Origin of the sequence: Bradyrhizobium sp. BR 1433, assembly GCF_051547665.1 — a bacterium.
GTDB classification, from domain to species: domain Bacteria; phylum Pseudomonadota; class Alphaproteobacteria; order Rhizobiales; family Xanthobacteraceae; genus Bradyrhizobium; species Bradyrhizobium australafricanum.
The window spans coordinates 7,843,359-7,858,698 of the sequence record NZ_JBPUGG010000001.1 but is presented as its reverse complement, the minus strand read 5'-3'; the positions used below and the strand labels follow the sequence as shown (position 1 = coordinate 7,858,698).

The following is a 15,340-nucleotide window of genomic DNA, read 5'->3' as shown; positions in this document are numbered from 1 at the left end:
GGTGCTTCGCACCATCCCGGAATGACGGAGAGCAAACCAGGAGAACCGACATGGCAAAATCACTGCAGGATAAAGTCATCATCGTCACCGGCGCGGGGCGCGGCATCGGCCGCGAAATCGCGCTGCTCTGCGCGGCGGAAGGCGCCAAGGTCGTGGTCAACGATCCCGGCGGCGCCGCCGATGGCGCCGGCACGAGTGCCGCGCCCGCCGAGGAGGTGGTCGAGGAGATCAAGAAGCGCGGCGGCACCGCGGTCGCCAATTTCGAGTCGGTGGCGGAAGCCATCCCCGCCAGCAAGATCGTGAAGACCGCGACCGATCATTTCGGCCGGCTCGACGGCGTCGTCAACAATGCCGGCATCCTGCGCGACATGATCTTCCACAAGATGAGCGTGGAAGCGTTCGAGGCCGTCATCAAGGTGCATCTGATGGGCTCGTTCTATGTCAGCCACGCCGCGGCGCGGATCTATCGCGAGCAGGAGTCGGGCTCCTTCGTGCACTTCACCTCGACCTCCGGCCTGATCGGCAATTACGGCCAGGCCAACTACGCCGCCGCCAAGCTCGGCATCGTCGGCCTGTCGAAATCGATTGCGCTCGACATGGGCCGCTTCAACGTGCGCTCGAACTGCGTGTCGCCGTTCGCCTGGACCCGCATGATCGGCACCATCCCGACCGAGACCGACGCCGAGAAGGCGCGCGTCGAGAAGATCAAGCAGATGGGGCCGGAGAAGATCGCGCCGGTCTGCGCCTATCTGCTGTCGGACGCGGCCAAGGACGTCACCGGACAGATCTTCGGCGTGCGCATGAACGAGATCTTCCTGTTCGGCCAGCATCGTCCGGTGCGCTCGGTGCATCGCGGCGAAGGCTGGACGCCCGAGACCATTGCCGAACACGGCATGCCGGCGCTGAAGGGATCGTTCGCCAAGCTCGACCGCTCGGCCGACGTCTTCACCTGGGATCTGATCTGAACCCGATTTGATCCTCCGATCTGATCTGACAGTTTTGTGAAATCGTCGCCTCCGCGAACTCCGCGCGCAATCGCGCGCTAGGCGGAGGCGACACACTCTTTGGTTGTTTCATCATGGCGTGCCCGCATTGTGCCAGAATTGCGGGGGTATGATCGTCCTCCCGATAACAAAAAAGCCTGGGAGGACTTTCGTGACAAATCCAAGCAACATTCAGAAACACGAGGGCGACGGTGCGAAGGCGTTCGACCGTCGGACAATCTTGCGCGGCGCAACCGCGCTTGCTGCAACCGCGATGGCCGCATCCGGTGCCGCAGCGCGCGACTTCGGCCCCAACGCGGAGCCGCAGCGCTATCCCGATCCAGACGTCGTCGTGATCGACGACAAGCGCTTCAAGGCCAAGGTCGGCAACACCGCGATCAAGCGGCTCTACACCGGCTGCCTGTGGGCGGAAGGCCCGGCCTGGAACGCGCAGGGCCAGTATCTGGTCTGGAGCGATATCCCGGCCAACCGGCAGTTGCGCTATCTCGACGATGACGGCCACATCTCCGAGCAATTCCACAAGCCGTCAAACGAGGCCAACGGCTCGACCTTCGATTTCGAGGGCCGCCAGATCACCGCCGAGCGCACCCGGCTGGTGCGCTACGAGCACGACGGAACCGTCACGCCCTTGGCGGAGCAGGCCAATGGCAAGCAGCTCAACGGGCCGAACGACATGGTCGTGCATCCCAACGACAAGTCGATCTGGTTCACCGATCCCGGCTACGGCGCGATCTCGATCTATGAGGGCCAACTGGCCAACACGGGATCGAAGCAGCCCTACCAGAAGGAAGCCGTGTATCGCATCGATGCTGCGACCGGCCAGATCACCAAGGTCGCGGACGAGCCGTTCAAGCCGAACGGCATCGCCTTCAGCCACGACTACAAGAAGGTCTATGTCTGCGACACCGGCACCACGCATTACCCGAATGCCAAGAACATCGTCTGGCAGTACGACCTCAACGGCGACAAGCTCTCCAACCCGCGCACGCTGATCGACATGACGCTGGACGGCAAGTCAGGCTTCCCGGACGGCCTGCGTGTCGACGTCGACGGCAATATCTGGGTCGGCGCCGGCTGGGTCGGACCGGGCTACGACGGCGTGCAGGTGTTTGCGCCCGACGGCCAGCGGATCGGCCAGATCCTGCTGCCGGAGACCTGCGCCAACCTCACCTTCGGCGGCAAGAAGCGCAACCGCCTGTTCATGACGGCAAGCCAGTCGCTCTACGCGGTCTATGTCGAGACGAAGGGCGCGCACAACTGTTGATCTAACCGTCGTCCCGGCGAAGGCCGGGACCCATTACCACTGCAGTTGGTTGTTGAAGAAAGCTGGGGCCCACATCGTTCACGACACTCCCGGTCGTGGTTATGGGTCCCGGCCTTCGCCGGGACGACAGCGTAGCTAGCCGCTATTCCTCAGCCCCGCCGAAATCCCGTTGATCGTGATCTGAATCCCGCGCAGCACCTGCTCGTCCGGGTTCTGCGCGCGATACTCCTTCAGCAATTCCACCTGCACGTGATTGAGCGGATCCATGTAAGGGAAGCGGTTGCGGATGCCGCGCTCCAGCAGCGGATTGCCCTGCAGCAGCCGGTCGTGCCCCATGATGTCGAGCAGCGTCTCGATCGACAGGTGCCATTCGCGGCGGATCTGGCCGAAAATCTTCTCGCGCAACGCGACGTCAGGCACCAGCTCGGCATAGCGCGAGGCGATCGCGATCGAGCTCTTCGCCAGCACCATATCCATGTTGGAGAGCAGCGTGCGGAAGAACGGCCATTCCCGATAGAGCTCCTGCAGGAACGCCATGCCCTGCTCCGGATGCTCTGATATCCAGCTCTCGACCGCGCTGCCGAAACCATACCATCCCGGCAGCATCAGCCGGCATTGCGCCCAGGAGAACACCCACGGAATGGCGCGCAGGTCCTCGATCTCGCGGGTCTTCTTGCGCGAGGCCGGGCGGCTGCCGATGTTCAGCGTCGCGATCTCGTTGATGACGGTCGAGCCCCAGAAATAATCGGCGAAGCCTTCGGTCTCATAGACGAGGCCGCGATAGGCCTTGAAGGCGAGCGCGGAAATCTCCTCCATCGCCTTGAGATATTCGGGGCGCGGCGCGCTCTGCCGAGGCTGCAGCAGACTGGTTTCCAGCGTCGCCGCGGCGAGGATTTCCAGATTGCTGCGGCCGACCTCGGCATTGGAATATTTCGACGAGATGATCTCGCCCTGCTCCGTGATGCGTATCTGGCCGTTCACGGCGCCGCCGGGCTGCGCGATGATCGCGTCATAGCTCGGGCCGCCGCCGCGGCCGACCGAACCGCCGCGGCCGTGGAACAGGCGCAGCCGCACGCCGTGGCGCTCGAACACCTCGACGAGGCCGATCTCTGCCTTGTAGAGCTCCCAACCCGAGGTGACGAAGCCGCCATCCTTGTTGCTGTCGGAATAGCCGAGCATCACCTCCTGCACGCTGCCGAGACTGTCGACCAGCTTGCGATAGTCGTGCAGCACCAGCATGCGGTCCATGATGCCGCTGGAGGCCTGCAGATCCTCGATGGTTTCGAACAGCGGCACGATGTTGACGGCGCTGCGGCCGGACGGGTTGACGAGCCCGACCTCCTTCAGCAACACCGCGACCTCAAGCATGTCGGACATGCCCTGGCACATCGAGATGATGCATTGGGAGATCACCTCCGGCCCGAACCTGGCGTGCGCCTCGGCCGCGGCTCGGAACACGGCGAGCTCGCTCTGGGTCTCCTCGGAATATTTCACGAAGGGCGAGGCCAGCGGCCGCGCATTGCGCAGCTCGCCGAGCAGCAGGCTGACGCGGGCGTCCTCGCCGAGCGCCAGATAGGACATCCCCGGATTGGCGGTGTCGAACAGTTCGGCGATGGTGCGCTCGTGCACCGCCGAGTTCTGGCGGATGTCGAGTCGCGCCAGATGGAAGCCGAAGCAATCCACCGCCCGCCGCAACAGCCGCAGCCGGCCGCGCGCGATCACGCTGGAATTGTTCGCAATCAGCGAGCGGTTGAGCACGTCGAGATCGGCCTGGAATTCCCTGGCGCGCGCATAGGGCTCGGCCTTGCCGACCGGCGGCCGCGTGGTCTCGACCTCGAGCCGGGAGGCTGTCGCCGCAAGTCTCGCATAGATGCCCGATACGGCCAGACGATACGGCTCGCCGCTGCGATGCGGTGAGGTGTCGGGCGAACGCTCGGCGAGGCTCCGCAGCTCGTCCGAGACGTCGGCGAGATGCGCCGCCAGCGACAATTCGGCGCCAAGCGCATGCAGCTCCTCGAGGTAGAAGTTGAGCGCCTGGCTCGACTGCAGGTGCAGCGTGCCGCGCATCACCTCCGCGGTGACGAAGGGATTGCCGTCGCGATCGCCGCCGATCCAGCTTCCCATCCTGAGGAAGGAAGCGAGTTCGCCGGCCTCGCCGCCCTCCTTGTTCAGGCGGTCCTCCAGCGCGCAATGCAGCCGCGGCACCTCCTGCAGGAAGGTGTAGTCGTAGAACGACAGGCCGTTGGCGACCTCGTCGAGGACGGTCAATTTGGTCCGGCGCAGCAGATTGGTCTGCCACAGCGTCACCACGGCGCGGCGAAGCTGCTCGTCGCTGGCCTCGCTCTCGTCCGGCGTCATCTGCAGCCGCTCGCGGCGGTCGAGCAGATCGGCGATCTCCATCTCGCGGTCCATCGTGCTCTTGCGGCGGACCTCGGTCGGATGCGCGGTCAATACCGGGCTGACCAGTGCACTCTTGAAGAAGCTGCGCAAATCGGCCGGGCTGATGCCGGCCTGACGGGCATGCACCAGCGTCTGTTCCAGCGTGCTCGGCCGCGGCGCCCCGCTCGGGCCGCGGCTGCGCATCTGGCGGATGTTGTTCTGGTCCTCGGCGATGTTGGCGAGGTGGGAGAAATAGCTGAAGGCGCGGACGATCCGCAGCGTCTCGGCAATCGACATGCCGTCGAGGATGCTCTCCAGCTCCCGCCGCGCCAGCTTGTCCTCGTCGCGATGGAAGCGAACCGAGGTCTGGCGGATGCGCTCGACCAGGTCGAATGCATCGGCCCCTTCTTGGTCGCGCACGGTGTCGCCGAGAACGCGCCCCAGCAGGCGGATGTCGTTCCGGAGCCGCGCATCCTCCTCCTGCGCAGTCGCTTCCAGAAGGCTGGCCTCTGCGGCACGTTTGGCGCGGATTTCCGTCTCGGGCGGCATGGTCTGGGGAGGCATTACCTGGGGAGACATGGCTCGGCTACTCCGGAGGCTGCCCGGCTCCTCCCGAGTGTGCGCTTTTTTTGCCGCAGCGCAAGATGAACTTGGTGGCGGTGCACACACCAATGTCGTCCCGGCGAAAGCTGGGACCCATCACCACCGGCGGCTGCGGTCAAAGCAAGCTGGGGCCACTGCAGCGCGCAACACGGAGATTGGTGGTTATGGGTCCCGGGTCGCGCGGAGCCTGTCATCAGGCGGCGCTTCGCGCCGACCCGTTGGCTTGCCCGGGACGACGGGCTAGATCCTCCGCCCCGCCCGCTCCCAATAGGGATCGCGCAGCCGGCGCTTGAAGATTTTTCCGGAATCCTCGCGCGGCAGGCTGGTCTGGATCTCGATGTGCTTGGGCACCTTGTAATCGGCGAGCGCGGTCTTCAGCTGGGCGCGGACGGAGGCGATGTCGAGCACGACGCCGGGCTGCGGCTCGACCACCGCCATCAGCGCCTCGCCGAACTCGGCATCGGGAATGCCGAACACCGCGCAGTCGTGCACGCCGGGGACGGCATGCAGCACCGCCTCGATCTCGGCCGGATAGATGTTGACGCCGCCCGAGATCACCATGTCGCGCTTGCGATCGCAGATGAAGACGTAGCCGTCGGCATCGATATAGCCGACGTCGCCCGAGGTGATGAATCCCTGCCGGTCGATCTCGGCGCGCTTCTCGGCCTTGTTGTGATAGGTGAAATCGGGATTGCCCTTGATCCGCGAATAGATCTCGCCTATCTGGCCCTGCGGCACCTCCTTGCCGTCGTCGCCGATGAAGCGAAGCTCGGCACCGGGCGAGATCTTTCCGACCGTGCCGGGCTTCTTCAGCGCGTCCTCGGAATTGGCGAAGGTCACCGCGCCTGACTCGGTCGAGCCGTAGAACTCGTAGATCACCGGCCCCCACCATTCGATCATGGCGCGCTTGACATCGGGCGGACAGGGCGCGGCGGCATGGATGATATGGCGCAGCGACGACATGTCGTACTTCCGGCGCACCTCCTCTGGCAGCTTCATCAGGCGGATGAACATCGTCGGCACCATGAAGATGGTGTCGATCCGCTCGCGCGCGATCAGCTGCAGAAACTCCTCCGCGTCGAAGCGCGGCATCAGCACCAGCGCGCCGCCGAGCTTGCCCGAGCGCAAGCCGAAGGAATTCGGCGCGGAATGGTAGAGCGGTCCGGGCAGGATCGCGCGTGCACCGGGCTTCAGGCCGTAGATCATCGCGCGCATTGCTTCCGCATTGGCGGTCTGCTCCGGCGTCGGCGCGAAGCGGCGCACGCCCTTGGGATGGCCTGTGGTGCCCGAGGTGTAGATCATGTTCTGCGGCTGCGGCACCACCGGGCCGTCATAGCGCGGGAACTGCGCCAGCCAGGCTTCGAAATCGATCGCGAAATCCGGTGTCGCCAGATGATCGGGATTGATCTTGTAGTTGGCGAGGATTTCCGGTGGCGTCGGCACGCTGAGCACGATGACGCCGGGCGGGATCGCGCCGCGCAGCGGATGCAGCATGTCGGCATGACCGATCAGGACGCGCGTGTCGGAATCCGTCAGCACGTAGTTGATCTCCTCCGGCTTGAAGTGCCAGTTGATCGGCACGCCATAGGCGCCGAGCCGCATCGCGGCATAGGCAGCCTCGATGAAGGCGATGTCGTTGCGCATCAGCATGCAGACGCTGTCGCCCGGCTTGACGCCGAGCTCGTTGAGGCCGCTGGCAATACGGTCGGCGCGCTCGGCCACTGCAGCGTGATCGCGCCGGCGACCGCCGCTGACGATGCCGAGGAAGGGCTGGGACGTTTCCATTGTCGTTGTCCGATCTTTCGTCGGGTTAATGTCATTCCGGGGCGCGCAGAGCGCGAACCCGGAATCTCGAGATTCTCCGGTGCGCAATTGCACACCATGGTTCGATGCTTGCGCATCCCCCGGAATGACTGCGGTCGTTACCCCGCATCCGCAAACCTTGGCGCGCGCTTCTCCAGATTGGCGCGCACGGATTCGGTCTGGTTCGGGCTGCCGAGCAATTTCTGCTGCTCGACCGATTCCGCGAGCAGCGGGGCCGCCGGGTCGACCGACAGATTGTTGAGCATGCGCTTGGCGGCACGGATCGCATCCGGACTCTTGCCGGCGATCTCGCGGGCGACCTCGAGCGCCGCGGCGCGCGGGTCGTCGCAGACGCGGGTGGCAAGGCCGTAACTTCGGGCCTCCTGCGCCGAGAAGATGCGCCCGGTATAGGTGAGCTCGCGCAGGATGTCGTCGCGCACGAGGCTCGCCAGAATCGGCGTGCCCGCCATGTCGGGCACAAGACCCCATTTGATTTCCATGATCGACATCCGTGCATCCTGCGAGAGGAAGCGCATGTCGGCGCCGAGCGCGAGCTGGAAGCCGCCGCCGAACGCGACACCGTGAACCGCTGCGATCACCGGCACCGGAAGCTGGCGCCAGCCCCACACCGCCTGCTGCGGGAAATTGGCCTTGCCGTGGGTGCGGATGGTGAGATCGCGCTTCTCGCCGCCCGGCACTCCGTTACCGCCGTCCTTCATGGCGGCGAAACGGCCCATGTCGAGCCCGGCGCAGAACGCCCGGCCCTCGCCGGACAGCACCACCACCCGAACGGCTTTTTCCCTGGAAAGCCGGTCGGTTGCGGCGACCAATGCCTCGAACATCGCGGCGTCGAGCGCGTTCATCTTGTCCGCCCGCACCAGGCGGACATCGGCGATACCGTCCGAAATCGATATCGAAACGCGATCTTCCATTGAAATCTCCTCCGCTGTTCCTTGTTGGCGCTTTACAGAAAGGCCGTTGTCCGCTTTTAGTCAATCGACCAATTAACTGACAACCCCCGTGGAGGGAACGATGTTCTCTGATCAGCTTCTTGCCGGGCGGCGCATACTGGTAACCGGTGGTGGCACCGGTCTCGGCAAGTCCATGGCCTCGCGGTTCCTGCAGCTCGGGGCGGAGGTGCATATCTGCGGCCGCCGCAAGAGCGTCTGCGACGAAACCGCCACCGAGCTGATGGCCGAGTATGGCGGGCGCGTGGTCAGCCACGGTGTCGATATCCGCAACGCCATGGCGGTCGACGAGATGATCGAGGCGATCTGGACCACCTGCGGCCCGCTCACCGATCTCATCAACAACGCCGCCGGCAATTTCATCTCGCGTTCGGAAGAATTGTCGCCGCGCGGCTTCGATGCGGTCGCCAACATCGTGATGCACGGCACCTTCTACGTGACGCACGCGGTGGGCCGGCGCTGGATCGCCGGCGGCCATCGCGGCAACGTGGTGTCGATCACCGTGACCTGGGTGCGCAACGGCTCGCCTTACGTGGTGCCGTCGGCGATGAGCAAGTCGGCGATCCACGCCATGACCATGTCGCTGGCGATCGAATGGGGCCGTCACGGAATCCGCCTCAACACCATCGCACCTGGCGAGATCCCGACCGAAGGCATGAGCAAGCGCATCAAGCCCGGCGACGAGGCCGGCGCGCGCACCAAGGCGATGAACCCGATGGGCCGCGTCGGCACCATGGAGGAGTTGCAGAACCTCGCGGTGTTCCTGATTTCCGGCGGCTGCGACTGGATCAACGGCGAGACCATCGCCATGGACGGCGCGCAGGCGCTCGCGATGGGCGGCAATTTCTACCAGCTGCGCGACTGGAGCGACGACGACTGGACCAAGGCGCGCGAGTCGATCAAGGCCCAGAACGAGAAGGACCGCGCGGCGCGGGGCTGAGGCCCGCGCTTGCTCCTCAATCACCACTGTCGTCCCTGCGAAAGCAGGGACCCGAACCACCGCTGCGCGTTGTTGAGCTCGCTGTGGCCCCAGCGTCGCGCCACATACAGATTCGTGGTTATGGGTCCCGGCCTTCGCCGGGACGACGATGTTGAAACAGCGCGGCCAATTCCTCCGTATTGTTTTTCCCGCGCGATGCCGCCACACTCCCTGCAACCAAAACAAGACGTCACGGGGGAACATGTCCGACGCGCAGAAACTAACCAATCTTGCCGACATGGTGCGCGAGCGCGCCAAGAGCCGCGGCGATGCGCTGGCCTATGAATTCGAGGGACGGCAAACCAGCTTCGCCGAGTTCGACATCAAGACCAACCGCGTCGCCAACGCGCTGATCGCGATGGGCGTCGAGAAGGGTGAGCGCATCGCCTATCTCGGCAAGAACAGTGACTTCTATTTCGAGCTGTTGATGGGCGCGATGAAGGCCGGTGTGGTGATGGCGCCGGTGAACTGGCGCCTTGCAGGCCCCGAAGCCGCCTTCATCGTCGACGACTGCAAGGCCCCCGTCCTGTTCGTCGGCCCCGAATTCATCACGCAGGCGCGCAACATCCGCGACAAGCTGCCGAGCGTTCGCACCATCATCACGACCGAGGGCGGCGCGCCGGAATGGCCCGACTTCGTCGCCTGGCGCGATGCGCAGGGCGGCGACGACCCGCGCGTTGCGATCGAGCCGAAGGACATCGCGATCCAGCTCTACACCTCGGGCACGACGGGCAAGCCGAAAGGCGCGATGCTGTCACACGCCAATTTCCTCAACCTCGTGCAAAGCGGCAACGAGGCCGAGAAGCCGGAGTGGAACCGCTGGACCACCGACGACGTCTCGCTGGTCGCGATGCCGATCTTCCACATCGGCGGCTCCGGCTGGGGCGTGATGGGCCTCTATCACGGCGCCCGCGGTGTAATCGCGCGCGAGTTCGACCCGACCAAGGTGCTCGACTTCTTCGAGCAGTCCGGCATCACAAAGCTGTTCATGGTGCCGGCGGCGATGCAGTTCGTGGTGCGGCAGCCGCGCGCGCGGCAGGTCGACTTCTCCCGCCTGAAATACATGCTCTATGGCGCCTCACCGATTCCGGCGGCGCTGCTGAAGGAGTGCATCGAGGTCTTCAAATGCGGCTTCGTGCAGATGTACGGCATGACCGAGACCACCGGCACCATCGTCGCGCTGCCGCCGGAAGACCATATCGAAGGGCTCGACCGCATGCGCTCGGCCGGCAAGGCGTTGCCCGGTATCGAGCTTGCGATCCTCGATCCGGACGGCAAGGCGCTGCCGCCGGGCGAAGTCGGCGAGATCGCCACCCGTTCCGGCTCCAATATGGCCGGCTACTGGAATTTGCCCGAGGCCACCGCGCGCACCATCGACAGCGACGGCTGGCTGCGCACCGGCGATGCCGGCTACATGGACAAGGACGGCTACCTCTACATCCACGACCGCATCAAGGACATGATCATCTCCGGCGGCGAGAACATCTATCCAGCCGAGGTCGAGAGCGCGCTGTGCGACCACCCCGACGTGGCGGAGGCCGCTGTGATCGGCATTCCCGACGACAAATGGGGTGAAGCGGTGAAGGCGGTGGTGGTGATGAAGCCGGGAAAAGCCGCGACCGCGGCCGACATCATCAACTTCACGCGCGAGCGGATCGCCGGCTACAAGACGCCGAAATCGGTCGACTTCATCCCGGCGCTGCCGCGCAACCCGTCGGGCAAGATTTTGCGGCGGAGCCTGCGTGAACCGTATTGGGCGGGCAAGGACCGGCAGGTGAATTAGCCCTCGCTGTCGTCCCGGCGAAGGCCGGGACCCATAACCATCGTTGTTCATTGTCTGTCGACGCTGGGGCCACATCTCGTTCAACCAATAGCCGACTGTGGTTATGGGTCCCTGCTTTCGCACTAGCGTGTCTACACGGTTTTGGGGCGCGACAGATTCAACTCGGTGCAGCAAGAAGTGGCGTCTCTGCAGCATGTTGTATGATTCTCTCACCGGCGCTTTGATTCGAAGGAGCGCCAGCGATGCAGCCGGATTTGTCTTTGGGTGAGTTCGGGGACGTTCGTCTCGACAAAAGGGGGCGACGCTTCTCCGGGCTATGCTTTGCACGCGCAGCGTCTGCTTGCGCCAGATGGCCCGGGGCGATTGGGCTGCCAATATGGCGTTCTGGCGGTTTGTGAACAACCCCCAAGTCACGATCGATAAATTGATTGAGGGCTGGAGCGCGCAGACGCGGACTGCGGTCAGCGGGCGTCATGTGCTGGCGATCCAGGATACGAGCGAGGTCAAGTTCCAGACCCAGGCGGGACGGCGGCGCGGGCTGGGCAAAGTCGGCAAGGGCAATGCTCGCGGCGTGCTGTTGCATGCGATGATGGCGGTGGATGCCGACAGCGGGGTCTGTCTTGGCCTTACTGGCGGCAACGTTTGGACGCGCAAAGGCAAGGTAAAAATCCCGCATGAGCGGCGCGCCTTGGCCGACAAGGAGTTGGCGCGCTGGGTGACGGCCGCCGAGCAAGGCCGCGACGTCCTGGCAGATGCCCGCATGATCACCGTCGTCAACGACCGCGAGGGGGATTTCTTTGCTCACTGGGCGCTGACGCCAGCTGAGAATGTCCATCTTCTGTCGCGTGCCATGCACGACCATGCGCTGGTCGATGGCGACACACTTTATCAGGCGGTCGAGCGGAGCCGCTTCTGCGACAACGCGGTGATCGATCTGCCGCAGCGAATGGATCGGCGCGGCCGGCAGGCCCATCTCTCGATGCGCTTCGGAACCGTCGTGCTCAAGCGGCCGCAGAGGCCCGGCGTCACCGACTTGGCGGAGGGCATCAAACTCAGCTTCGTAGAAGTGGTCGAGTTGCATCCGCCGAGAGGTGCGGAGCCCATTCGCTGGCTGCTCCTGACCACTCATCCGGTCGCCACCGTTAAAGACGCCTGGCAGATCGTCTCCTGGTACCGCCAGCGCTGGATCATTGAGCAACTCTTTCGCTCGCTGAAGAGCCAGGGTTTGCGCATCGAGGATAGTCAGATCGAGAGCGCCGAAGGCCTGATCAAGCTCGTGGCGGTCGCCACCAGAGCGGCATGTATCGTCATTCAACTCGTTCAGGCCCGCAACAGTGGCGAAGAATTGCCGGCTGAATTTGTCTTCACCGCAGAAGAGATCGAGACGCTCAGGGCCATCAACAAAACCATGAAAGGTCGCACCGAGCTTCAGAAAAACCACCATCGCCCCAACACTCTTGCTTGGGCGGCATGGATCATCGCAAAACTCGGCGGATGGACCGGCTACGCCTCCCACCGTCCACCTGGACCAATCACCTTCCACACCGGAATGGCCCGCTTCCAAATCCTCGCAAATGGCCCGACAAACGTGTAGATGCACTAGTGCTTTCGCAGGGACGACGGTGGAGGGAGTGTCGCACTTCACTTCTTCCCCGTCCTCTCCCGCAAGACGCGCCACCGCTCCTGCGCCTCTTTCGGCCAGACCTCTTTCCGATCGTAATACTCGGCGAACACTTTCGCGCCCGGCGGGAACGTCACCCAGGGCTGCTTCGACGAAGTGAAGATGTGCGCATCCGGCGGGCACTGGCTCGGATCGTCCAGCGTGCCGACGCGGACGAAGCGAACTGCCGGTCCTGCGCCCGGATAGTTGCTCCACACCGCGACCTTGCAGATGGGGCAGCGCGCGATCTTCTGCCCCTTGCCGCTCGCCGAGGGCGTGTCGACGATCTCGGGCTCGGCCGCGATGTGCTCAACCCGCTCGGCCTTGTACAACGCGTTGAGCGCGTGCACGGTGCCGGTCTCGCGCTGGCACCAGGTGCAGTGGCAGGCGTGCACGATCAGCGGCCTGCCGGTCAGGCGGTAGCGGACGTTTCTGCAGGTGCATCCACCTTCCATGCTCATGCCGCCTCCTCTGCGTTAGTGCTTGCCGGCTCCCATGTAGCCGAACAGGAAGCCGGCCACCTTGCGCTTCTGGATTTCCTCGCTGCCTTCGGTGATGCGATAGCGGCGGTGATGGCGGTAGATGTGCTCGAACGGCTTGTGGCGCGAATAGCCCATGCCGCCATGCACCTGCATCGCGCGGTCGGCGGCCTCGCAGCACAGACGGTTTGCCCAGAAGTTGCACATCGAGACCCGGTCGGACAGCGTGTGCTCGACCTGGGCCTGGGTCAGTTGATCCATCTCCCAGGCGGTCTTGCGGATCAACAGCCGCAACATCTCGGCCTGGGTCGCAAGCTCGACCAGCGGCCACTGGATCGCCTGGTTCTCGGCCAGCGCCTTGCCGAACGGCTTGCGCTCGCGAGCATATTTCACGCTCTCATTGATGCAGTACACCGCAGCGCCGAGCGAGCTCGCCGCCTGGCGGATGCGGTTCTCGTGCACGAAGCATTGCGCCAGCGACAGGCCGCGGCCGACCTCGCCGAACTGCGCATCCTCCGGCACGAACACATCGGTGAAGCTGACCCGCGGATGGTCGGTCGGCATGTTGAAGGTCCACATATACTCTTCGACCTTCACCCCCGCCGATTTCGCCGGCACCAGGAAGCAGCTGATGCCGCGCGCGTCGCCGTCATTGCCCGAGGTGCGGGCAAACAGCGCGCAGTGCGTGGCGACATGCATGCCTGTCGTCCACATCTTCTCGCCGTTGATGATCCAGCCCTTGACGTTGTCGCGCGTGGCCTGAACCGCTTTGGTTTCCATATGGGTGGCGTCCGAGCCGTGCTCGGGCTCGGTCAGACCGAACGTGATGCGGTACTTGCCGGTGATCGAGCCGTCGATCATCGCCTTCTGCTCGTCGGTTCCGTAGCGGTCGAGCATGGTCACGATCGGCAGATTGCCGACGATCGAGTGTTCGTTCTGCAGGTCGTTGTGCAAACCGAGACCCTTTGAGGCAAAATGTTCGCGGATCACGGCCATCCACAGGTTGGAGCCGTCCTTGCCGCCATAGCGCTTCGGGATCGCGAAGCGCAGATGGCCGGCGGCATCGGCCAGGTTCTTGGCCTTGCGCAGCAAGAGCTCCCATTCATGGCGCGGCAGGCCGCCCTTGTCGAAATCGGTGCGCGCCCATTCACGGCGATGGTCGAAGAAGCGGATGTTGTCGTCAGCCTCTTCCAGCGGCTTGATCTCGCGTTCGATGAAGCGATCGAGCTCGGCGAGATAGGCTGTCAGGTCAGCCGGCAAGTTGAAATCCAAGGCGGTCTCTCCCGGAAATATTGTCGATTCTGATTTTGCGTCTAGACGCTGTCGCGCATCCGCGTTCGGATTGATTAAGGTGAGAAGCCTGTCGCCAAGTCAAGCAGGCGAGCGAGGCTTGCACGCGCGGTCGCCTTGCGTAATTGGATGGCACGGAACGACGCGCAGGCGCTAGGATATCAGCAATATTCTTCGCCGCAGAAAATCGACGGGAGCAAACATGGATCTGAAATTCTCCAAGGTGACGCGCAAGGGTCCCATCACCATCGTGACGCTGTCGCGGCCCGAGGTCTACAACGCGCTGCATATCGACGCGCATTTCGAGCTCAACAAGGTGTTCGACGAGTTCTCCGCCGATCCCGAGCAGTGGGTCGCGGTCGTCACCGGCGCCGGCGACAAGGCGTTCTGCGCCGGCAACGATCTGAAATGGCAGGCCGCCGGCGGCAAGCGCGGCTGGGACAAGGGCGGCTTCGCCGGCCTCACCACCCGCTTCGACTGCGACAAGCCGATCATCGCCGCCGTCAACGGCGTCGCGATGGGCGGCGGCTTCGAGATCGCATTGGCATGCGACCTGATCATCGCTTCCGAGAATGCGACCTTCGCCCTGCCCGAGCCGCGCGTCGGCCTCGCAGCGCTGGCCGGCGGCCTGCACCGGCTGCCGCGCCAGATCGGGCTGAAGCGCGCCATGGGCATGATCCTGACCGCGCGCCATGTCAGCGCCAAGGAAGGCCTCGAGCTCGGCTTCGTCAACGAGGTGGTGCCGCAGGGCGAGGCGCTGGCAGCCGCCGAGCGCTGGGCCGAGACCATCACCAAGAACTCGCCGATGTCGATCCGCGCCTCCAAGCAGGCGATCCAGAAGGGCCTTGAAGTGTCGCTGGAGCAAGCGCTGGCCGAGCAGCGCGAGTATCCGGCGGTGAAGGCGATGGCCGCCTCGCAGGATTACATCGAGGGACCGAAGGCGTTTTCGGAGAAGCGCCCGCCGAAGTGGCTGGGGCGGTGACACGTCCCTTCTGTCATTCCGGGGCGATGCGAAGCATCGAACCCGGAATCTCGAGATTCCGGGGCTGGTGCTGACGCACCATCCCGGAATGACGGCGATCCTGTCATGACGACGTAGGATGGGTAGAGCGCAGCGAAACCCATCGA

Annotated in this window: 11 protein-coding genes; 6 read left to right on the top strand and 5 right to left on the bottom strand. The window is 64.3% G+C overall.

What is annotated here, in order from left to right:
• The first annotated feature begins 50 nt into the window (after positions 1-50).
• Both ACSKB9_RS37755 and ACSKB9_RS37750 read left to right on the top strand, forming a co-directional pair.
• Positions 51-965, top strand: a complete 915-nt coding sequence (locus tag ACSKB9_RS37755) for an SDR family oxidoreductase (RefSeq protein WP_438079484.1) — start codon at positions 51-53, stop codon at positions 963-965.
• A 190-nt stretch (positions 966-1,155) separates the two neighbouring features.
• Positions 1,156-2,268 (top strand): SMP-30/gluconolactonase/LRE family protein, encoded by a 1,113-nt coding sequence (locus tag ACSKB9_RS37750; RefSeq protein ID WP_438079483.1) that lies wholly within the window; start codon positions 1,156-1,158, stop codon positions 2,266-2,268.
• 135 nt (positions 2,269-2,403) lie between these two features.
• Here the strand turns inward: ACSKB9_RS37750 and ppc are convergent, their stop codons facing one another.
• From ppc to ACSKB9_RS37735, 3 genes are all read right to left on the bottom strand, one after another.
• Entirely contained in the window at positions 2,404-5,211 is a 2,808-nt protein-coding gene (gene ppc / locus ACSKB9_RS37745) for a phosphoenolpyruvate carboxylase (RefSeq protein WP_438080567.1), read from the bottom strand.
• Between the two features lie 279 nt (positions 5,212-5,490).
• Entirely contained in the window at positions 5,491-7,035 is a 1,545-nt protein-coding gene (locus ACSKB9_RS37740; RefSeq protein ID WP_438079482.1) for an acyl-CoA synthetase, read from the bottom strand.
• 137 nt (positions 7,036-7,172) lie between these two features.
• Entirely contained in the window at positions 7,173-7,985 is an 813-nt protein-coding gene (locus tag ACSKB9_RS37735; protein ID WP_438079481.1) for a crotonase/enoyl-CoA hydratase family protein, read from the bottom strand.
• Between the two features lie 100 nt (positions 7,986-8,085).
• Here ACSKB9_RS37735 and ACSKB9_RS37730 point away from each other — a divergent pair, with 100 nt between their 5' ends.
• From ACSKB9_RS37730 to ACSKB9_RS37720, 3 genes are all read left to right on the top strand, one after another.
• Positions 8,086-8,961, top strand: coding sequence for an SDR family oxidoreductase (locus tag ACSKB9_RS37730; RefSeq protein WP_438079480.1), 876 nt, complete (start codon positions 8,086-8,088; stop codon positions 8,959-8,961).
• 241 nt (positions 8,962-9,202) lie between these two features.
• Positions 9,203-10,783: a fatty acid--CoA ligase gene (locus tag ACSKB9_RS37725; protein WP_438079479.1), complete on the top strand. Its 1,581-nt coding sequence runs from the start codon at positions 9,203-9,205 to the stop codon at positions 10,781-10,783.
• Between the two features lie 376 nt (positions 10,784-11,159).
• The gene (locus ACSKB9_RS37720; RefSeq protein WP_438076344.1) at positions 11,160-12,377 is read left to right on the top strand and encodes an IS4 family transposase; all 1,218 of its coding nucleotides are present in this window, start codon (positions 11,160-11,162) and stop codon (positions 12,375-12,377) included.
• Between the two features lie 47 nt (positions 12,378-12,424).
• Here the strand turns inward: ACSKB9_RS37720 and ACSKB9_RS37715 are convergent, their stop codons facing one another.
• Both ACSKB9_RS37715 and ACSKB9_RS37710 read right to left on the bottom strand, forming a co-directional pair.
• Complete coding sequence (locus tag ACSKB9_RS37715; protein WP_438079478.1) at positions 12,425-12,904, bottom strand: GFA family protein; 480 nt, start codon at positions 12,902-12,904, stop codon at positions 12,425-12,427.
• 15 nt (positions 12,905-12,919) lie between these two features.
• Positions 12,920-14,194, bottom strand: coding sequence for an acyl-CoA dehydrogenase family protein (locus ACSKB9_RS37710; protein ID WP_038388013.1), 1,275 nt, complete (start codon positions 14,192-14,194; stop codon positions 12,920-12,922).
• 220 nt (positions 14,195-14,414) lie between these two features.
• Here ACSKB9_RS37710 and ACSKB9_RS37705 point away from each other — a divergent pair, with 220 nt between their 5' ends.
• Complete coding sequence (locus ACSKB9_RS37705; protein WP_438079477.1) at positions 14,415-15,194, top strand: enoyl-CoA hydratase-related protein; 780 nt, start codon at positions 14,415-14,417, stop codon at positions 15,192-15,194.
• Positions 15,195-15,340 lie beyond the last annotated feature (146 nt).